The organism is Stenotrophomonas sp. RS-48 (genome assembly GCF_030053245.1).
Lineage (GTDB): Bacteria > Pseudomonadota > Gammaproteobacteria > Xanthomonadales > Xanthomonadaceae > Stenotrophomonas > Stenotrophomonas maltophilia_P.
This window is the reverse complement of sequence record NZ_JASGBV010000020.1, coordinates 94,660-112,208: the sequence shown is the minus strand read 5'-3', so window position 1 is coordinate 112,208 and position 17,549 is coordinate 94,660. Positions and strand designations below refer to the sequence as shown.

General features: G+C 67.7%; 20 protein-coding genes. 10 read left to right on the top strand and 10 right to left on the bottom strand.

Going from position 1 to position 17,549, the window contains the following annotated elements; genetic code table 11:
- The first annotated feature begins 4 nt into the window (after positions 1-4).
- Positions 5-634 carry a lysophospholipid acyltransferase family protein gene (locus QMZ25_RS05095; RefSeq protein ID WP_283219218.1) on the top strand — a complete coding sequence of 210 codons (630 nt, stop codon included), beginning with the start codon at positions 5-7 and terminating at the stop codon, positions 632-634.
- Entirely contained in the window at positions 631-1,626 is a 996-nt protein-coding gene (locus tag QMZ25_RS05090; RefSeq protein WP_053515673.1) for a phosphatidate cytidylyltransferase, read from the top strand. Before QMZ25_RS05095 ends, QMZ25_RS05090 begins: the two co-directional genes overlap by 4 nt.
- Positions 1,627-1,655: 29 nt before the next feature.
- Here the strand turns inward: QMZ25_RS05090 and fis are convergent, their stop codons facing one another.
- The 3 genes from fis to prmA form a co-directional block, all read right to left on the bottom strand.
- Positions 1,656-1,931, bottom strand: a complete 276-nt coding sequence (gene fis / locus QMZ25_RS05085; RefSeq protein ID WP_005419706.1) for a DNA-binding transcriptional regulator Fis — start codon at positions 1,929-1,931, stop codon at positions 1,656-1,658.
- Between the two features lie 115 nt (positions 1,932-2,046).
- Positions 2,047-2,799 (bottom strand): DUF3426 domain-containing protein, encoded by a 753-nt coding sequence (locus QMZ25_RS05080; RefSeq protein WP_279924053.1) that lies wholly within the window; start codon positions 2,797-2,799, stop codon positions 2,047-2,049.
- A 42-nt stretch (positions 2,800-2,841) separates the two neighbouring features.
- On the bottom strand, positions 2,842-3,762 hold the full coding sequence (prmA, locus tag QMZ25_RS05075; RefSeq protein WP_065174416.1) for a 50S ribosomal protein L11 methyltransferase: 921 nt from the start codon (positions 3,760-3,762) through the stop codon (positions 2,842-2,844).
- Positions 3,763-3,913: 151 nt separating this feature from the next.
- On the opposite strand from prmA, the gene QMZ25_RS05070 reads away from it, so the two are divergent.
- Together QMZ25_RS05070 and QMZ25_RS05065 are read left to right on the top strand one after the other, a co-directional pair.
- Entirely contained in the window at positions 3,914-4,888 is a 975-nt protein-coding gene (locus tag QMZ25_RS05070; RefSeq protein WP_283219217.1) for a hypothetical protein, read from the top strand.
- Positions 4,885-5,259, top strand: coding sequence for a hypothetical protein (locus tag QMZ25_RS05065; RefSeq protein ID WP_065174417.1), 375 nt, complete (start codon positions 4,885-4,887; stop codon positions 5,257-5,259). Before QMZ25_RS05070 ends, QMZ25_RS05065 begins: the two co-directional genes overlap by 4 nt.
- Positions 5,260-5,392: 133 nt before the next feature.
- Here QMZ25_RS05065 and accC read toward each other — a convergent pair whose 3' ends face one another.
- From accC to QMZ25_RS05045, 4 genes are all read right to left on the bottom strand, one after another.
- A complete protein-coding gene (gene accC, locus QMZ25_RS05060) occupies positions 5,393-6,760 on the bottom strand; it encodes an acetyl-CoA carboxylase biotin carboxylase subunit (RefSeq protein WP_014648613.1) in 1,368 nt (455 codons plus the stop codon).
- A 10-nt stretch (positions 6,761-6,770) separates the two neighbouring features.
- Positions 6,771-7,250, bottom strand: coding sequence for an acetyl-CoA carboxylase biotin carboxyl carrier protein (accB, locus tag QMZ25_RS05055; RefSeq protein WP_053515682.1), 480 nt, complete (start codon positions 7,248-7,250; stop codon positions 6,771-6,773).
- A 59-nt stretch (positions 7,251-7,309) separates the two neighbouring features.
- Positions 7,310-7,753, bottom strand: a complete 444-nt coding sequence (gene aroQ, locus QMZ25_RS05050) for a type II 3-dehydroquinate dehydratase (protein WP_065174418.1) — start codon at positions 7,751-7,753, stop codon at positions 7,310-7,312.
- Positions 7,754-7,985: 232 nt separating this feature from the next.
- Positions 7,986-8,720, bottom strand: a complete 735-nt coding sequence (locus QMZ25_RS05045; protein ID WP_065174419.1) for a DOPA 4,5-dioxygenase family protein — start codon at positions 8,718-8,720, stop codon at positions 7,986-7,988.
- 153 nt (positions 8,721-8,873) lie between these two features.
- Here QMZ25_RS05045 and QMZ25_RS05040 point away from each other — a divergent pair, with 153 nt between their 5' ends.
- Positions 8,874-9,701, top strand: a complete 828-nt coding sequence (locus QMZ25_RS05040) for an isocitrate lyase/phosphoenolpyruvate mutase family protein (RefSeq protein WP_283219216.1) — start codon at positions 8,874-8,876, stop codon at positions 9,699-9,701.
- Between the two features lie 64 nt (positions 9,702-9,765).
- Here the strand turns inward: QMZ25_RS05040 and QMZ25_RS05035 are convergent, their stop codons facing one another.
- Complete coding sequence (locus QMZ25_RS05035; RefSeq protein WP_081279698.1) at positions 9,766-11,814, bottom strand: TonB-dependent receptor; 2,049 nt, start codon at positions 11,812-11,814, stop codon at positions 9,766-9,768.
- A 202-nt stretch (positions 11,815-12,016) separates the two neighbouring features.
- On the opposite strand from QMZ25_RS05035, the gene QMZ25_RS05030 reads away from it, so the two are divergent.
- Both QMZ25_RS05030 and QMZ25_RS05025 read left to right on the top strand, forming a co-directional pair.
- Positions 12,017-12,613 carry an NAD(P)H-dependent oxidoreductase gene (locus QMZ25_RS05030; RefSeq protein ID WP_053515689.1) on the top strand — a complete coding sequence of 199 codons (597 nt, stop codon included), beginning with the start codon at positions 12,017-12,019 and terminating at the stop codon, positions 12,611-12,613.
- Positions 12,614-12,629: 16 nt separating this feature from the next.
- Positions 12,630-13,223, top strand: coding sequence for a TetR/AcrR family transcriptional regulator (locus tag QMZ25_RS05025; RefSeq protein WP_053515691.1), 594 nt, complete (start codon positions 12,630-12,632; stop codon positions 13,221-13,223).
- Positions 13,224-13,236: 13 nt separating this feature from the next.
- Here the strand turns inward: QMZ25_RS05025 and QMZ25_RS05020 are convergent, their stop codons facing one another.
- On the bottom strand, positions 13,237-14,025 hold the full coding sequence (locus tag QMZ25_RS05020) for a D-alanyl-D-alanine carboxypeptidase family protein (protein WP_180875467.1): 789 nt from the start codon (positions 14,023-14,025) through the stop codon (positions 13,237-13,239).
- Between the two features lie 119 nt (positions 14,026-14,144).
- Here QMZ25_RS05020 and QMZ25_RS05015 point away from each other — a divergent pair, with 119 nt between their 5' ends.
- Both QMZ25_RS05015 and QMZ25_RS05010 read left to right on the top strand, forming a co-directional pair.
- Complete coding sequence (locus tag QMZ25_RS05015) at positions 14,145-15,695, top strand: alkaline phosphatase (protein ID WP_283219215.1); 1,551 nt, start codon at positions 14,145-14,147, stop codon at positions 15,693-15,695.
- Between the two features lie 61 nt (positions 15,696-15,756).
- Complete coding sequence (locus tag QMZ25_RS05010; RefSeq protein WP_065174424.1) at positions 15,757-16,323, top strand: GIY-YIG nuclease family protein; 567 nt, start codon at positions 15,757-15,759, stop codon at positions 16,321-16,323.
- 34 nt (positions 16,324-16,357) lie between these two features.
- On the opposite strand, the gene QMZ25_RS05005 is transcribed toward QMZ25_RS05010, so the two are convergent.
- The gene (locus QMZ25_RS05005; RefSeq protein WP_081279699.1) at positions 16,358-16,540 is read right to left on the bottom strand and encodes a hypothetical protein; all 183 of its coding nucleotides are present in this window, start codon (positions 16,538-16,540) and stop codon (positions 16,358-16,360) included.
- 98 nt (positions 16,541-16,638) lie between these two features.
- Here QMZ25_RS05005 and QMZ25_RS05000 point away from each other — a divergent pair, with 98 nt between their 5' ends.
- Positions 16,639-17,535, top strand: coding sequence for a LysR substrate-binding domain-containing protein (locus QMZ25_RS05000; RefSeq protein ID WP_065174425.1), 897 nt, complete (start codon positions 16,639-16,641; stop codon positions 17,533-17,535).
- The last annotated feature ends 14 nt before the right edge of the window (positions 17,536-17,549 follow it).

Below are 17,549 nucleotides of genomic sequence, written 5' to 3'. Positions count from 1 at the left end.
ATCGATGTTTGCTGAACTGATCGCCCGCGCCTGCAGTGGCGCCATCCATGTGCTCACCGGCGCGCGGGCGCTATGGGTCGGATGCGCGCCCTCCAGCGAGCGCCGTGTCTACTACGGCAACCACGCCAGCCACGGGGATTTCGTGCTGATCTGGTCGTCGATGCCGCCGGCACTGCGGCGGCAGGTGCGTCCGGTGGCGGCCGCCGAATACTGGCAGCGCGACGCCCTGCGGCGCTACCTGATCGATACGGTGTTCAACGGCGTGCTGGTCGAGCGCGAAGCGGCGCGCCGCCAGCAGGATCCGCTGCAGGCGCTGCGTGACGCGGTGGATGCGGAGTGCTCACTGATCCTGTTCCCGGAAGGCACGCGCAACGTCGGCGATGAGCCGCTGCTGCCGTTCAAGAGTGGCATCTACCATCTTGCGCGGCAGCGTCCGGAACTGGAATTCGTCCCGGTGTGGATCGACAACCTGAAGCGGGTGATGCCCAAGGGACGGTTCCTGCCATTGCCGTTGCTGTGCACGGCCACCTTCGGTACTCCGCTGCGGCTGCAGGCCGATGAGGACAAGACGGCGTTTCTCCAGCGCAGCCGCCAGGCGCTGCTGGATCTGGCGCCGGACGGAGGACGCGCATGAGCGGGTTGATCGCCGTATCGGGTGACCTCGCCGCGCGCAGCGTGGGCCAGCAGACCGGGCTGCTGTTCGCCGGGGTCGGCGCGGTGCTGGTGCTGGCGACGCTGGTGGCCGAGACCCTGCGCTGGCGGCAGCGTGGACGGCCCAGCGCGGTCATCGCCAATCTGGTCTCGCGCATCCGCGCCTGGTGGGTGATGGCGATCGTGGTCGGCCTGGCGCTGCTGTTCGGCCGGGCCGGGGTGATCGTGCTGTTCGCGATCATCTCGCTGTTTGCCCTGCGCGAGTTCATCACCCTGGCACCCACCCGGTCAGGTGACTACTACGCGCTGCTGGCGGCGTTCTACATCGTACTGCCCTGGCAGTACTACCTGGTGTGGATCGACTGGTATGGCATGTACACGCTGCTGATTCCGGTCTATGCGTTCCTGTTCCTGCCGATCCTGGCGACGATCGGCGGTGACACCACGCATTACCTGGAGCGCACGGCCAAGGTGCAGTGGGGGCTGATGATCTGCGTGTTCTGCATTTCGCACGTGCCCCTGCTGCTGAACCTGCGTGTGCCCGGGCATGAGCCCGCGCGCAACGTGCTGCTGCTGGCGTTCCTGGTGATCGTGGTGCAGTCCTCGGACGTGCTGCAGTACATCTGGGGCAAGCTGCTGGGCAGGCGCCTGATCGCGCCCAGGCTGTCGCCGTCGAAGACAGTGGAGGGCTTCATCGGTGGCGTGCTGAGTGCCAGCGTGGTGGGCGCTGCGCTGTGGTGGATCACGCCGTTCACGCCGCTGCAGGCGTTCGGCCTGTCGCTGTTGATCAACCTGATGGGGTTCTGGGGTGGCCTGGTGATGTCGGCGATCAAGCGCGACCGTGGCATCAAGGACTGGGGCCACATGATCGAGGGTCATGGCGGCATGCTCGACCGGCTGGATTCGGTGTGCTTCGCCGCACCGGTGTTCTTCCACGTGGTGCGGTATTACTGGAAGGCGGGCGGCGGCGGGTGACCCCGCTTCCACGACGTCGCCATCCGCGCTCAGGCGCTGATGCCGTATTCCTTCAGCTTCTTGCGCAGCGTGGCACGGTGGATGCCCAGCATCGCCGCGGCCCGGCTCTGGTTGCCTTCGCAGTGGTTGAGCACTTCCACGAACAGCGGAATCTCCATCTCGCGCAGCACGATCTCGTAGACGTCGTCTGCATCGCAGCCATCAAGGTCGCGCAGGTACCGGCGCACGGACTGGGCGACGTGTTCGCGCAGCGGTGGCCGGGGAGCGCCACGACTGTTGTCAGGACGAGAAAGGACAGCGTTCAAGGGGGTTCCCGATCTGGTTGGCCCGTGCACGCGGAGCGCGCGGCCGGATGAGGTGGTGGCGGTCAGTCTAGCGCGAGCGTGCCCGACCTGCCATGGCTGGTCGCCTTCGTCCCGATCACAGGAACTCGAAGGTGAATGCGACAGTGGACGCCGCAGGCTCCTGCACGCGGAACGCGATGTGTGCGCTCTGACCCGGTTCCAGCACGGCGGTACCCGGGTTCTCGCCGAGGTACTGCGTGGGGCTGAAAACGTCACTGCCGATGACCCGTCCGTCCGCATCGGACAGCGAAAGCCGCAGGTCGGGCCAGGCCTGTGGCCATCGCGCGTCATTGCGGATGCTGGCCTGGACCTGCAGTACGCCGGCCTGATCAGGCAGCGGGCGGATGTCGCGACTGGTCATGGTGAAGGCGGTGGGTTCGTGCCAGGCGGGCAGGCTGCAGCGCAGCACGCTGCACAGCGCCACCAGCCATGTGCGGTGGCCGGCATCGGCGGCCAGCCGCGCGCGGTCGGCGAGCACGCTCTGCAGGATCAGCAGCGCCGCCAGCCCCGTCACCAGCAGCCAGTGCCAGCGCGGCGCCGGGCGCGAGCGTGAAGGTGCACGGGCGAGGAAACCGGGTGCGTCATGGTTCGATGGTGATGCCACCGCCGCGGCATGCGGGGGCACATCATCGGTGTGCTGCGGAACGGGTTGCGCAGGGATCACCGCCGCTGCCGGCGCATGTTCGATCTCCGCCGCAGTGGGTTCGGGCGCCGGACCGGCCTGTGCAGGCGTATCGACGTGCGCCTCGACGGCAGGTGCCGTTCCGCCTTCCGGCGCGGGGCGCAGGAAGGTGGCCAGTGGACGTCGTGCGGGGGTCGGCTCGGACATGCTCACGGTGCGGGTTCGGGTCGAGCGCTCATTCAAACACGATCAGGCGCGGCGTACGCCGGTAATGCGCATCCAGTCGCCATCGCGGGTCGCCTGCAGGTCGTCGAACCAGGCACCGTAACGCTGCAGCAGTTCGTGTTCCTGTCCGTGCAGGATGCCCGACAGTGCGATGCGGCCACCGCTGGCCACGCGCGCGGCCAGCAGTTCGGCCAGGGCATCCAGTGCCGAGGCGAGGATGTTGGCGACCACGATGGGATAGGTTGCCACCGGCTCGTCCTGTGGCAGATAGACCTGCATGCGGCCCTGCTCGCCATTGCGCTCGGCATTGTCGGCGGTCGCGACCAGGGCCTGCGGATCATTGTCCACGCCGATCGCCTCGGCGGCGCCCAGCTTCAGCGCAGCGAGGGCGAGGATGCCCGAGCCGCACCCGAAATCGAGCACGCGCTGGCCCTGCAGCTGGCCGTCCACGGCCAGCTGGTCCAGCCAGCGCAGGCACAGCGCGGTGGTGGGATGAGTACCGGAGCCGAAGGCCAGGCCCGGGTCCAGCCGGACGACGGCCGCGTCGGCGGCCTGCGCCGCCTCCGGCAGCTCATGGTTCCACGGCACGATCCAGGTGCGGCTGCCGAAGTCCATCGGCTGGAACTGGTCCAGCCAGGCACGCTCCCAGTCCTCGTCCTCGACGGCGCGGAAGCTGCCACCGCTCCAGTCCAGTTCCGGGTCGAACGCTTCCAGCGCCGCCAGCAGCAACAGCGCGTTGCTGTCAGCCGGGAACAGCGCCGTCAGCACCAGGCTGTCCCACAGCGGCGTCTCGCCCACGCCCGGTTCCAGGATCGCCTGCTCGTTGCTGGTGTCGGCCTCGGCATCGAGCAGGGTCACGGCCAACGCCCCGACGTCCTCCAGCGCATTCTCATAGCGGGGCTGGGTGGCTTCGGTGCAACGCAGGGTCAGTTCCAGGAACGGCATGGGATCGGGGGCAATCGCGGGAAAGGGGGCCATGCTAGACCATCGGGGCGTCTCCGTATGCTCTGAGATGAACGCCCCCCGTTCAGACAGGCCTGCCGGGCCTTGCTAAACTGCGCGCTTTCCTGTGCGCCCCCGACGCTTTCCGTTGCCGATGGCCCTCGCTCCGACCCTGAAAACCTGGTTGCTCGTGCTGCCGGCGGTGGCCGTGCTGGGCGTGGCCGGGTATCGGGCCAGCGGGCACGTGGGCTCGGTATCGTCTCCGGTCGCGGCCTCCGGGCTGCCGACGGCCCAGGTGGCGGGCAACGAGGATGGGACGACGGTGCCGGTCATGCCCGAGGCGCTGGCGCGGCGTCTGGCGGCCTTCGAGCGGGGCGGCGCACTGCCGTCCGGCCTGCCGCTGGACATCCGGGCCGACATCGAGGGCGCCACCGATCTGTTCGCCTATGCGCAGCGGTTGCGCGCGCAGGCCGACGGTGGCAACCACGAAGCGCGCTGGATGCTCAGCCGGGTGTATGACTATTGCGCGCAGTACGCGGTCGATCCGGGCGGGTATCGCCTGGACAACAACGTGCTGGCGGGGCTGGGCCTGAGTGCCGCACCGGCCATGGTCGATGCGCGCGAGCGCGTGGCCCAGCGCTGCGGCGGGTTCGTGCCCGGCGACAAACTGGGCGCGGCACTGGTGCTGGCGGAGCGTCGCAAGGCGGCCGCGCAGGGCAATCTGGCGGCCGAAGCTGCGCTGTTCGCTGAAGGTGAGCCGCTGCACGACAGCGCGGACTACCGCCGTGGCCTGGTCGAGCGCGTGCGCCTGTCGCGCGATCCGGAGGCATTCATGGCCCTCGCTCCGGGAATGGGCGTGCGCGCCGCCGGTGACAGTGCACTGGACGGGCTGGTGGCCGGCGAGCAGCTCAGCGAAATGGCGTGGCGGCTTGCGGCCTGCGAACTCGGTCTACCGTGTGGGGCCGACAGCGTGCTGGTCAACAGTTTTTGTGCGAATGGAGGGATCTGTTCGCAGGATGAGACGCAGGATTTCCGGGATTTCGTGTATGACGCTGCGGTTTCGCGGCAAGGTGCTGGGAAGATGAACGAATGGATCAAGCGATTGATTGGAAGGGGGAGCAGGCCATGAACTACCGTCGATTCCTTCACGGGGCCAAGTTCTGGTTCTGGGTGGCACTGTTCGTGGCCTATTCGGCCGGCGCGGTGGGCCTGTTGATGATCGATACCTACGAGGATCGCTACCGGCATCTGTCGAAGGTGGAGCTGACCACGGTGAAGGCACAGGAAGACCTGCGCCGCGCCGGCGCCAGCCAGGTCGCTGCGGTCTATCGCGCGCAGAGCGGCGTGCCGTTCGCATCGCTGCCGGCGGGCAGCACCTTCCAGGTGGTCTGGCCCGATGGCTCGACCGAGACCATGGTGATTGTCGATCCGACCTCGCCCAATGGCGTGCGCCCGCTGCCGAACTCGCAGATTCCGGCAACCGCGGCCGACAGGCACTGACACCGATCCTGCAGCGCCGGGCCCTCACGCGCGGCTGCTTTTCCCGGTACGCCGGGCGCGGGGGAAGGCGCTGCAGAATGCACGAAAAGGGCGGGGATATCCCCGCCCTTTTCGTGTCCAGCACCTGTGCCGATCAGGTCAGCGCGATCGGTTTGTTCTTGCGCTCGGCCAGACGCTTTTCCAGGTAGTGGATGTTCTGGCCACCGGCCTGGAAGCCCTTGTCGCGCATGATCCGCTGCTGCAGGGCGATGTTGGTCTTGATACCGTCGACCACCATTTCGCTCAGCGCCACCCGCATGCGGGCGATCGCGGTTTCGCGGTCCGGGCCGTGCACGATCAGCTTGCCGATCATCGAGTCATAGTTCGATGGCACGCGGTAACCACTGTAGATGTGGGTGTCCACGCGCACGCCGGGGCCGCCCGGCGGATGGAAGCCGGTGATGGTGCCCGGGCTCGGCACGAAGGTTTCAGCATCTTCGGCGTTGATGCGGCACTCGATGGCATGGCCGGTGAGCACCACGTCGCTCTGCTTGATCGACAGCTTCTGGCCGGCGGCGATCTTCAGCTGCTCGGCCACCAGGTCGATGCCGGTGACCATTTCGGTGACCGGATGTTCCACCTGGATGCGGGTGTTCATTTCGATGAAGTAGAAGCGGCCGTCCTCGTACAGGAACTCGAACGTGCCGGCGCCGCGGTAGCCGATGCGGATGCAGGCCTCCACGCAGACCTTGCCGATCTGCTCGCGCTGCTCGGCGGTGATGCCCGGTGCCGGTGCTTCCTCGACCACCTTCTGGTGACGGCGCTGCATCGAGCAGTCGCGCTCGCCGAGGTGGATGGCATTGCCCTGGCCGTCGGCCAGCACCTGGATCTCCACGTGGCGCGGGTTCTCCAGGAACTTCTCCATGTAGACCTCGCCATTGCCGAACGCCGCCTTCGCTTCGCTCTTGGTGGTTTCGATCGAGGTCTTCAACGAGGCTTCGGCGTGCACCACGCGCATGCCGCGACCGCCGCCGCCGCCCGCTGCCTTGATGATGACCGGGTAGCCGATCTCACGGGCGATCTTGGTGTTGGCGACGATGTCCTCGCCCAGCGGGCCGCCCGAGCCGGGCACGCACGGCACACCGGCGGCCTTCATGGCGCGGATGGCTTCGACCTTGTCACCCATCATGCGGATGGTGTCGGCCTTGGGGCCGATGAAGATGAAGCCGGATTCCTCCACGCGCTCGGCGAAATCGGCGTTCTCCGACAGGAAGCCGTAGCCCGGATGGATGGCCTGGGCATCGGTGACTTCCGCCGCGGCGATCAGGGCGGGGATGTTGAGGTAGCTCTGCGGCGACGGCGCCGGGCCGATGCAGACCGACTCGTCGGCCATGGCCACATGCTTGAGGTTGCGGTCGACCGTGGAGTGCACGGCCACCGTGCGGATGCCCAGGGTGTGGCACGCGCGCAGGATGCGCAGCGCGATCTCCCCTCGGTTGGCGATGACGACTTTGTCGAGCATGGCGTGCCCCTCAGCCGATCACGAACAGCGGCTGGTCGAACTCCACCGGCTGGCCGTTCTCGCCGAGGATGGCGACGATGGTGCCGGACGCGTCGGCTTCGATCGGGTTGAACATCTTCATCGCTTCGATGATGGCCAAGGTTTCGCCTTCCTTGACCTGCTGGCCCACGGTGACGAAGGCCGGCTTGTCCGGAGCGGACGAGGCATAGAAGGTGCCGACCATCGGCGAACGCAGCACGTGGCCTTCCGGCAGCGCCGGGCCCGGCTTGGCGGTGCCGCCGGTGGAGGCTTCGGTCGGCGACTGCATCGGCATTGCCTGCGGCGCCGGCGCGGCAGGGGCGGCATACACCGGAGCGGCGACCGGGGCGGCATAGCCGGCGACCGGCGCGCGCGACAGGCGCACGGACTCTTCGCCTTCCTTGATTTCGATTTCGGCCAGGTTCGACTCTTCCAGCAGGTCGATCAGCTTCTTGATTTTGCGCAGATCCATGAGGGCCTCTTGGGTTTCTATCTAGGTGAGGAGAGCGCCGTGGGCGCCCGGGTCGACAATCAGGTGGCGGACAGCCGCAGCAGCGCCGCGTCCATCGCGTAGCGGTAGCTGTCGGCGCCGAAGCCGCACACCACGCCGACCGCCTTGTCGCTGAAATAGCTGTGCTGGCGGAACGGTTCGCGGGCGTGCGGGTTGGACAGGTGGATTTCGATGAACGGCACGGCCACGGCCGCCAGCGCATCGCGCAGGGCGACCGAGGTGTGGGTGAACGCGGCCGGGTTGATCAGGATGAACGCCGTGCCGTCGGTGCGGGCGGCCTGTACGCGGTCCACCAGCGCGTGTTCGGCGTTGGACTGCACACTCTCCAGCACGTGCCCGGCGGCATCGGCCTGGCGGGCCAGCGCCTGGTCGATATCGGCCAGGGTGGTGTGACCGTAGACCTCCGGCTCGCGGGTACCGAGCAGGTTGAGGTTGGGGCCGTGCAGGACCAGCAGCTTCGCCATGGGATCCGATCGACTGGAAAGGGCGGCAGTCTGGCGGAAGCGGCCGATGCTGTCCAGTTCGGCGAAGTTTGCCGCGTTTCAATCGATTGTTTGAAATCGCTGGAAGCGCTTGTGCCCGTATGCCGGGCAGCGCCTCAAGGCGCGCTGAACGTGGCGACGGCTGCTGATACCCGCACGTACGCCGACGATGGCGGCCGACCGCCCCTGTCCCGGCCAGGCCGGGCGGGTCTGCTCAGGTTTCCAGCGGCCGCGTCGGCACGACGTTGGGGAACACCTGTTCCAGCGGCTCCTGTTCGCCCGGCCGGGGCGCGGGCCAGTCGTAGGCGTTCACCGGCTGCGCGCGGTTCACCCACAGCGCGTAATGCAGGTGGTCGGCGCGCCCATCGCCGGTGTTGGGGTGGATGAGGATCGTCAGGCCCAGGCTGTTGAGCTGCAGCCATGGCACCACGACCGGCAGGAGATCGTTGGTGAAGCCGAAGTAGAAGGACGGGGTGACATGGGGGCCGCGTGGCTCCGGATTCCAGTTGCCCAGTTCCACCGGGAAGCGTTCCGCCACCCAGCGCCGGATCAGTGCGGCCTTGGCCGAGGTGTCCTCGTCGAAATAGATGTGGGCGTGGTAACTCTTGATGTCGGTGTAGGGGCGTGGGTGGGTCGGCAATGGCGATTCGCCCGGGCGTGTGCTGCGCGGTCGTGGGGTCGGTTCGCTGGCGGTGTCCTGTCCCCAGGGACTGCGGCCCTGCGCCGGCGGCGGGACGATCGCCTGGAATCCGGGACGCCCCGGTGCGGTCGTGTTCGCCACCTCTCGGGCCGGTGTTGCGGCGGCCGGACGCGTGGCGCCGGCCAGGCCACCTGCGGCCAGGCCGGCCGATGCGATCAGGCGGCGCCGGCTGGGTGAGAACGGCGCGGCCTGGTGTGCATCGGTGTCGTCGCCAGCAATGGCGTCAGAAGAATGCGGTGAGCGCGGCATGGTTGTTTCCGTGGACGGCGGACCGTCACCGTCGGACGGATGCGGGGGCCGCGTCCAATGATCCGGTGGCATCACCTGATGCTGCGCCGCAGGTGCGTTGAGTCCTGTGCGCGGCCCGGATAGGGTGGTCAGCTCACCGCACGGATACCCGCCATGAACAGCGCAGATGCCACCACTGCCCGCAGACGTGCCACGTTCCGGCAGTTGCATGCGCAGGGCTGCTTCGTATTGCCCAATCCGTGGGACATCGGCAGCGCGCGCTACCTGCAGCGGCAGGGCTTCCTGGCATTGGCCACCACCAGCGCGGGGTGTGCATGGAGCGAAGGTCGCCCCGATGGTGCGGTATCGCTGCAGGCGACGCTTGACCACCTGCGGCTGATGGTGGCCGCCACCGACCTGCCGGTGAACGCAGACTTCGGCGATGGCTTCGGCGCCACGCCACAGGACGTGGCTGAGGCCGTGACGGCGGCACTGGATACGGGCATCGCCGCTCTGTCGATTGAAGATGCCAGCGGTCTGGCCGACGCGCCGCTGCGCCCGCTGGAGGAGGCCGTGCAACGCCTGCGTGCGGCGCGTGCGGCCATCGATCGCGCCGCGGCCGATGTGCTGCTGGTGGGCCGGGCGGAAAACTTCTTCGTGGGCGTACCGGATCTGGAAGACACGCTGCAGCGCCTGCGTGCCTACGCGGCCGCAGGTGCCGATGTGTTGTACGCACCGGGCATCACCACGGCCGGACAGATCCAGGCGGTGGTGGCCGCGGCCGGCGGCAAGCCGGTGAACCTGCTGGTGGGCGGACCGACGTCACTGACGCTGCAGGACATCGCTGCGATGGGGGTACGCCGGGTCAGCCTGGGCGGGGCGTTGGCCCGTGCGGCGTGGGGGGGATTGATGCGGGCCATCGATCCCATCCAGCAGGAAGGCCGCTTTGATGGCCTGCAGGCGGCAGCATCGGGTGCGGCGCTGAACGCGCTGTTCCGCTGAGGCAGGGCCGCGGATGCACGGCAGGATCCCTTCGCTGCGCGAAGGGATCCGAGCCAGTGCTGCATCAGAACCGTGCGGTGGCGCCCACGAAGAAGGTGCGCGCGCCGCCGTCGTAGTTGTTGCCTTCGTCGATGGTGGACACGTCGCCCACGTTCAGGACGCCGGCACGCAGGGTCAGGTTCTCGTTCACGTCGAAGCCGGTCACCAGATCCCAGGTGGTGTACGCCTTGGCGAAGGTCGCGCTGGTGGCCGATACCAGTTGCTTGCCGATGTGCTGCGCACTGGCATTCAACGACCAGGCATCGGTCACCTGCCATTCCAGCGAGGTGTTGGCGGTCAGCTCCGGTACTACCAGCAGGGTAGCGCCGGTGGTGCGGTTCTTCGATTCCAGCATGCGCGTGGCGTGGGTGGTCCAGCTCAGGCGTTCGTGCAGCGGCACGGTCACGCTGGCCTCCACACCGCGGGTGCGTGCCTTCTGGATGTTCTGTGCCACCGTCCACCAGTAGCCGTTGACGAAGCTGGTGGTCTGGCCGGGGATCTGGCTCAGCGGCACCTGTTCGATCTTGTCGTCGAAGTTGGTCAGGAAGTAGGTGGCCGAGGCCGACCAGCCCTCGCGGTCGAAGCCCACGCCCAGCTCGTAGTTGGTGCTGGTCTCCGGTTCCAGGTTGGGGTTGCCGGCCATGTAGCAGCCGCGCGTGCCGTCGGCATTCACCGAACGGCTGCTCCAGCCTTCGGCGGTCAGGGCACGGCAGCCGTTGCCGCCGGACTGGGTCGCAGCGCCGGCCGTTCCCTGCTTCAGGTTGGGGGCACGGAAGCCCTTGGAAATGCCACCGCGCACGGTCCATGCGTCGGCCGGGTGCCAGACGCCGTAGATGCGCGGGCTCAGGTTGTCATCGTAGTTTTCCGTGTTGTCCCAGCGCAGGCCCAGGGTCAGCACGAAGCGCTCGTGCAGGGTGAGGTGGTCCTCGGCGAACAGCGCCCAGGAGTCGGCCTCGCTGGTCGGGCTGATGCGGCCGCTGCCCGTCCAGGTGACCGGAACGGTACCGATGGTGTCGCTGTTCTCCAACTCCTCGCGTTTCCACTGCCCGCCCACATTCAGGCTGTGCTCGACGCCCCAGTGGAAGCCGGTGTTGAAGGCGGTATCGAACACCGTTTCCTTCGAACGGTTGCCGACGTCGCTGCCCTTGTCTTCGTATTCGTTCTGCACCAGCGTGGTCTTGGACGTGGTGGCGTCGCTGTAGGTGCCGTCATGGCGGATCACGTAGCCGGTCTGCACCAGCTTGGACAGTCCCCAGCTGTTGACCTGGCCGGCCCCGCTGTTGCGCTGCGTTCCGCGCGAGGCCTCCACGCCCACGACGTGGCTGTCGCTGATGCGCCAGTTGAACAGCACGTTGGCGTTCTCTGCCTTGTTGCCCGGTGTCTGCCGCGCGCCGCGGTCAGATTCGCGGTCAGTGACGTTGGCGCCGATGCGCACGCCCAGGTTGTCGGTCAGCGGGCCACTGAACAGCGCTCCCATCTGCGTGGTGTTGCCGCGGGTGTCCGAATCGGGCTTGCTGTAGTTGAAGGTGGCCGAGCCGCCCCAGTGGTCGGCGATCTTGCGGGTGATGATGTTGATCACACCCCCCATCGCGTCCGATCCGTACAGCGAGGACATCGGGCCGCGCACCACTTCGATGCGTTCGATCATGTCCGGCGACAGCCAGTTCAGATCCTGCGGGCCCAGGTCATCACGATAGTTCACGCCGGCCGAGCTGCCCTGGCGGCGGCCATCGATCAGGATCAGTGTGTACTGCTCGGGCAGGCCGCGCAGCCGGATCTTCGACTGCGCACCGGACAGCGCGTAACCGCCGGTCACGCCGGGCACGGTGCTCAACAGCTGGCCGATGCTGCTGACCGGCTTGCGCTCGATGTCCTCGCGGGTGATCACGCTGATGCTGGCGGGGGCATCCCGGATCCATTGCTGGGCGCCGGTGGCGGTGACCACCACGGTGTCCATCTGCTTGGCGGCGGCATCGGCTGACGCCTCGGCGTGGGCCTGGGAGGCGAGGGCAAGGCCGATGGCCACGGCCAGCGTGGCAACGGAACGACGGGACTTCAGACTGGCATGCAACATCGCGCGGTACTCCGGGTGAGGGGTCCACTGGCGATGGCTGGGACGTCCGTGTGGGGTTTCAGATCTCCTTAACAATCGTATCACGAATCATTTGCATTTGACTTGAGGCGATACAGGACGCCAGAAACAGTGTCCTGCTGGCAGTGCTGATCGGGCTAGGTGCGCTAGTTACCATTAGTAACTAATCTCCAAGGAGTTGCCCATGCACAGCCTGATTGTTGTTGCCCATCCCGATCCTGCCTCGCTGACCCACGCGGTAGCCGCTCGCATCGCGCAGGCCATCGCCGATGCCGATGAGAGCAATACCACCGCCATGGCCGATCTGATGGCCGAAGGCTTCGACCCGCGCTTCAACGGGCAGGACCAGGCCCTGTTCCGCGGCATCGCGCCGCCACCGGCCGATGTGGCGGCCGAGCACGCACGGCTGGATGCGACCGACACGCTGGTGCTGGTCTACCCGCTCTACTGGTGGTCGTTCCCGGCGCTGCTGAAGGGCTGGATCGATCGCGTTTTCACCCAGGGCTGGGCCTACGCCGAGGGTGCCGATGGAAAAGTGGAGAAGCGGCTGCAGCGGCTGCAGGTGCATCTGGTCGGTATCGGGGGTGCCGATGCCGCGATGATTGAACGCCGTGGCTATGGCGCGGCCATGAACACGCAGATCGACATGGGCATCTTCGATTACTGCGGCGCGCGCGTGCTGTCCTCCACCCTGCTGCTGGAGGCGGACACCGGGGCGGCCGCGGCGCATCTGCAGACCGCGATGGAGATCGGCCGTAAAATCGGACATCCAACGAGCTGACAGCCGTGTTCCGCCGATGCCTGCCACCGACACCCCCACGCGTCGCCGACTGACCCGCGAGCAGCGGGCCCGCCAGCTGCTGGATGTCGCATGGGCGCTGGTAGGCGCCGAAGGCACCGATGCCTTGACCCTGGGGCGCCTGGCCGAAGCGGCGGGCGTGACCAAGCCGGTGGCCTACGATCACTTCGTGACGCGCAACGGCCTGCTGGCGGCGCTCTACCATGACTACGACCAGCGGCAGACGCTCATTTTCAATGACCGTATCGCCGCGGCGCCGGCAGAACTGACCGCGCGCGCAGCGGCCATCGCGTCCGGTTACATCGACTGCGTGCTGAGCCAGGGCAGCGACGTGCAGAGCATCCTCGCAGCGCTGGTCGGCGCGCCGGAGCTGCGCGAGGTGCGGCACTGCTACCAGCAGGAGTTCATCGACAACTGCGCGGACTGGCTGGGCCCGTTCGCCGGTGACGGTCAGGTACCGGTGGAGGGGCGCTGGGCGATCCTCGGCGCTGCCGAAGCGCTGTCCGAAGCGGTGGCCAATGGCGCTATCGGCAAAGCCGACGCGGAACGCGAACTGCAGCGGGTGATCGTATCCACCGTTGTACGGGACTGACTGCCCGCGCAGGTCAGGCTTCTGCGACGGTGTCACCGGCCAACGCGGCGAATCCACTGGCAAGATGCCTGCGCACCCGCGCATCGCGTGCTTCGCGGTCTTCCGAGCCAAGCACCACGGTGATCAATCGCACCGGCTGCGCGTGTCCGGCGATGGGGCGGCGCGCCGTAGCCGCCAGGCAGAACCCGGCCGCGCGGGTATAGCCGGTCTTCAGGCCGTCCACACCTTCATCGGCGAGCAGTGCGTTCTGGTTGCTGCGGCTGAACGTCCCGTGTGCGAACGCTGGCTGTGCGGTGATGGCCAGCACCTGCGGATGATCTGCCAGCAGGCGGCCCGCCAGCACCGCCATGTCGCGTGCGCTGGATACGTGCCGCGGCGTGGTGATGCCGGACACCGACGCGAACCAGGTACTGCCCAGGCCGAGACGCCGCGCCAGCGCGTTCATGTGCTGCAGGTACGCCGCCTGCGAGCCGTGCAGATGGCGGGCAAGCACAAGGGCCGCGTCGTTGCCCGATACCACCAGCATGCCCTGCAGCAGCCGGCCCAGTGTGACCGTTTCGCCGGGCACCAGGCCCATGCGCGTTTCATCGTCAGCAACCGCGTGCACGTCCTCGGCGGCAACGGTCACCGGCATCTCCCAAGCGGCGGCGCCGGATGCGACCTGTTCGTAGGCTGCGTACGCGGTCATCAGTTTGGTCAGTGAAGCAGGCGGACGCTGCAGGTCGGCGTTCTCCTGGTGGATGACCGCGAAGCTGCCGGCATCCAGAGTGATCGACGAGACCGGGGAACGTGGAGACGGCATGGTGGCGCGGCAGGGGAGACGTTCACAGGATACCGCTGCCAGGATGCGTGAATCTGCAATATTGCAATGATATAACGTCGCGCATTCCGGGCCGCCTGCCCGACCCCACAGGATGCACGATGACCGCACACACGCCGCGCCGTTGGCTCTACCCTTCGATTCTGGCCGCGCTGGCAGCCCTCGCCGGCTGCCAGCCGGCACCGCGTGCGCAGGCGCCGGTGGCGACCGGCGGCTACCCGCACAACGTGATCGTGATGATCAACGACGGCGCGGGCTGGGGAACCTGGGATGCCGCCGCGTACTGGCAGTATGGCAGCCGCGAAGGCGCCCCGTACGCGCACTTCCCGCAGCGCCTTGCGGTGGCCACGTTCCCGCTCAACGCCAGCAGCCAGCCCACGCACGATTCGGCGCAGACGCTCGGCTACGACGCCGCGAAAGCATGGGATGCCACCCCGGTACCGGCAGCGGATCTTCCGTTCGCCGGTTATCAGTACCTGGCCGCGGTGGCGACCGACAGCGCCGCGGCGGGCACGGCGTTGTCGTCGGGCATCAAGACGTACAACAACGCCATCAACGTCAACAACGACGGCGTCGCGGTCGAGTTCAACACCCTGCGCGCCAAGCGCCTGGGCATGGCAACCGGTGTGGTCACCTCGGTGCCGTTCTCGCACGCGACACCGGCCGCGTTCGCCGCGCAGAACGCGTCGCGCAACAACTACCATGCCATCGCCCACCAGATGCTGGCCCAGGGCCACATGGACCTGGTCATGGGAACCGGTGGCCCCGGCTACAGCGTCGATGGCCGCGCCTGCGATGACGATGCGGGCGCAGTGAAGGCCGAGGGTTGCGCGAACCCCTGGGAGTGGGTGTCGCAGCAGGACTGGCAGCAGCTGGAAGCAGGTACCCCCATCGCTGGCAATCCTGCCGGACCGTGGCGGTTGATCCGCAGCAAGGAAGCATTCGCTGCGCTTGCACAGGGACGGTTGCCAGCCGACCGCCCGTTGATCGGCGTACCGCGTGTGGCCAGCACCCTGCAGCAGGCGCGTCAGCTGCAGGCCCTGGGCAGGGATGAGACCACTCCCTCCGGCGTGAGGAAGATCGACAGCGTGCCGGACCTGGCGACCATGACCCGCGGCGCCCTGCAGTTCCTGCAGCAGCGCTCGTCCAAGGGCCTGTTCCTGATGGTGGAAGGTGGGGCCACCGACTGGGCCGCGCATACCAGTGCGTGCGGCACCGAATGGCATTACGGCCAGTGCGGCGACCAGCCGCAGTACGGCCGCCTGATCGAAGAGACGGTCGAGTTCAACGATGCGGTATCGGCGGTGGTGGCGTGGATCGAGCGCAACGGCGGATGGCAGCGCAATCTGCTGATCGTCACCACCGACCACGACAACAGCATGCCGATGGGGCCCGACGCGCAGCAGGTGGCGTTCGAGCCGGTGCGCAACAACGGGCGCGGGCGGATGCCGGGGATGAGCTTCCGCCCCACCGGCAATCACTCCAACGCACTGGTACCGCTGTGGGCCAAGGGCGCCGGCGCCGAGCGGCTCGGCGCCCGCGTGCGCGGCATCGACGCCGGTTACCGACAGCATGTGCGGTGGAATGATGGCAGCTACATCGACAACACCGACGTGGCTGCCGCAGTGCAGGACGTGCTGCAGCGGCCGTGACCCGAACGGCGCACGGTTCGGCCCGGTTGCCATCGCGTCCGAAGCGATGCAGCCTGCGCCGATGGAACCGCAGATCCGCATCGATGGTCGTGTCTTCGCCTACGTCTTTCCCTGCGCCTGGGAGGATTACGCCAAGATCGGTTTCTCGCGTGACCCGCTCGGTCGCATCAGCGCACTGCATCGGCGCTGGTTCGAGTTCTTCGATCTGTGCGCCGGGGCGCTGGTGGAGGCGGAAACCGAGCGCGATGCGCGTGACCTGGAGCTGGAGCTGCGTGCCCCCTTCCGAGCACATCGCGCGCCGGCACCGATGACCGTGCAGGACAAGGCCGGCGGACGCACCGAATGGGTGCGTGGCGCGAACCAGGCCCTGTCCGATGCTGTGCGTACGCTGGATGGGCGCGGATATCGGACCTTCCCGCTGCGCCCCTGGCTGCGCGCCGCCATGGTCCAGCGGCTGGATCGCCTGCATGACTGGGCCGCCCTGCAGCTGCCGGAAGAGGAAAGCCTGCGCATGCCGGGCAGCCCCGGACCGGCGCTGCTGCGCGATACCCTCGATGGCTATCGCGCGCTGGACATCGACCCGCTGCCATCGCTACCGCCCCATGTGCAGGCCTGGTACGGGCATTAGCGCCCCGGCACTGGTAAGCCCGCCGCTGCCGCGCTCAGCGCGGGGCGGGGCAGGTGGGGCAAGTCACCTTTGCTGCAGCTGGACGGTCGAGGTGTGTGCTCCGGTACGGCTTTGCCGGTGCCCCGGTCGTGCTGGCCACCGGCGTGGCCAACTGGCGGGCCAGCTCGGCGCTTGCGATGTGACCGTGCAGGAACAACAGACTGCTGAAGATGTTCATGATCGTCACTCCACTTGAGTGGATTGAACGATACGGGCAGCATGAGGACGCAAAAAGCGACATTTCCGCAAGCTTGACTTGAACAGGATTCAAGCCTTATGTCCCGCCCACCCCTCCATGCCCTGCAGGGTTTCGTGGCTGCCGCGCGCCTGGGCAACCTGTCACGCGCCGCGGCGTCGATGAACCTGACCGTCAGCGCGCTCAGCCACCAGATGCGGCAGCTCGAAGAACGCCTCGGCCAGCCGCTGCTGGTCCGCCAGGCGCGCGGGGTCGCACTGACCCTGGAGGGCCAGCGCCTGCTCGATCGGGTCGGGCCGCACCTGGATGCAATCAACGAGGTGTTCCAGCGCTATGCCGCGCGCGCCGAACATGTGCTGACGATCAGCGCCGTACCGTCGATGGCCTCCGCATGGCTGGTGCCACGGCTGGGTCATTTCGTCGCCGCACACCCGCAGATCGAGATCAACCTGCAGTCCAGCGAGCGCCTTGTCGATTTCGATCGGCAGCTGCAGTTCGACGCGGCCTTGCGCGTAGGCGGCGGGCAATGGGCCGGGCTGGTGGTCGAGCGGCTGTTCGATGAGTGGCTGGTGCCGATGGCCAGCCCGGCGCTGATCGCGCGGATGGGCGGCATCGACCGTGCTCCACTGGCGCAGTGGCCGCTGCTGGGCGATCCGGATGGCGCATGGGCCGCGTGGTTTGCCCTGATCGGGCAGAGCCCCCCTTCGCGGTTCGTGGCGGTGCTCGACGATTCGGAAGCGCATCACCGTGCAGCGCTCGATGGCGTCGGTGTGGCCTTGGGCCGGCTGACGCGCGCGCGCCTGCTGCTGGATTCGGGCCAGCTGGTCGCGCTGTCGGAGCAGCGGCTGAAAACCGCCTGGCCGCACTGGCTGGTGTATCCGCAGCGCTCGGCGCGCCACCGTGGATTCCTCGCCTTCCGTGAGTGGTTGCATGCGCAGGCCAGCGAGCATGCGCGGCACATGGAGACGCAGGGCTGATCCGGCCCGGCGCA

Coding starts and splice junctions, on each gene's coding strand:
- QMZ25_RS05065 (WP_065174417.1), top strand. CDS start 4,885: ATGAACTACCGTCGATTCCTTCACGGGGCCAAGTTCTGGTTCTGGGTG.
- QMZ25_RS05045 (WP_065174419.1), bottom strand. CDS start 8,720: ATGCCGCGCTCACCGCATTCTTCTGACGCCATTGCTGGCGACGACACC.
- QMZ25_RS05080 (WP_279924053.1), bottom strand. CDS start 2,799: ATGTCCGAGCCGACCCCCGCACGACGTCCACTGGCCACCTTCCTGCGC.
- QMZ25_RS05030 (WP_053515689.1), top strand. CDS start 12,017: ATGCACAGCCTGATTGTTGTTGCCCATCCCGATCCTGCCTCGCTGACC.
- QMZ25_RS05020 (WP_180875467.1), bottom strand. CDS start 14,025: ATGCCGTCTCCACGTTCCCCGGTCTCGTCGATCACTCTGGATGCCGGC.
- QMZ25_RS05070 (WP_283219217.1), top strand. CDS start 3,914: ATGGCCCTCGCTCCGACCCTGAAAACCTGGTTGCTCGTGCTGCCGGCG.
- QMZ25_RS05090 (WP_053515673.1), top strand. CDS start 631: ATGAGCGGGTTGATCGCCGTATCGGGTGACCTCGCCGCGCGCAGCGTG.
- prmA (WP_065174416.1), bottom strand. CDS start 3,762: ATGCCGTTCCTGGAACTGACCCTGCGTTGCACCGAAGCCACCCAGCCC.
- accC (WP_014648613.1), bottom strand. CDS start 6,760: ATGCTCGACAAAGTCGTCATCGCCAACCGAGGGGAGATCGCGCTGCGC.
- aroQ (WP_065174418.1), bottom strand. CDS start 7,753: ATGGCGAAGCTGCTGGTCCTGCACGGCCCCAACCTCAACCTGCTCGGT.
- QMZ25_RS05035 (WP_081279698.1), bottom strand. CDS start 11,814: ATGTTGCATGCCAGTCTGAAGTCCCGTCGTTCCGTTGCCACGCTGGCC.
- QMZ25_RS05015 (WP_283219215.1), top strand. CDS start 14,145: ATGACCGCACACACGCCGCGCCGTTGGCTCTACCCTTCGATTCTGGCC.
- QMZ25_RS05040 (WP_283219216.1), top strand. CDS start 8,874: ATGAACAGCGCAGATGCCACCACTGCCCGCAGACGTGCCACGTTCCGG.
- QMZ25_RS05025 (WP_053515691.1), top strand. CDS start 12,630: ATGCCTGCCACCGACACCCCCACGCGTCGCCGACTGACCCGCGAGCAG.
- QMZ25_RS05010 (WP_065174424.1), top strand. CDS start 15,757: ATGGAACCGCAGATCCGCATCGATGGTCGTGTCTTCGCCTACGTCTTT.
- QMZ25_RS05005 (WP_081279699.1), bottom strand. CDS start 16,540: ATGAACATCTTCAGCAGTCTGTTGTTCCTGCACGGTCACATCGCAAGC.
- accB (WP_053515682.1), bottom strand. CDS start 7,250: ATGGATCTGCGCAAAATCAAGAAGCTGATCGACCTGCTGGAAGAGTCG.
- QMZ25_RS05000 (WP_065174425.1), top strand. CDS start 16,639: ATGTCCCGCCCACCCCTCCATGCCCTGCAGGGTTTCGTGGCTGCCGCG.
- QMZ25_RS05095 (WP_283219218.1), top strand. CDS start 5: ATGTTTGCTGAACTGATCGCCCGCGCCTGCAGTGGCGCCATCCATGTG.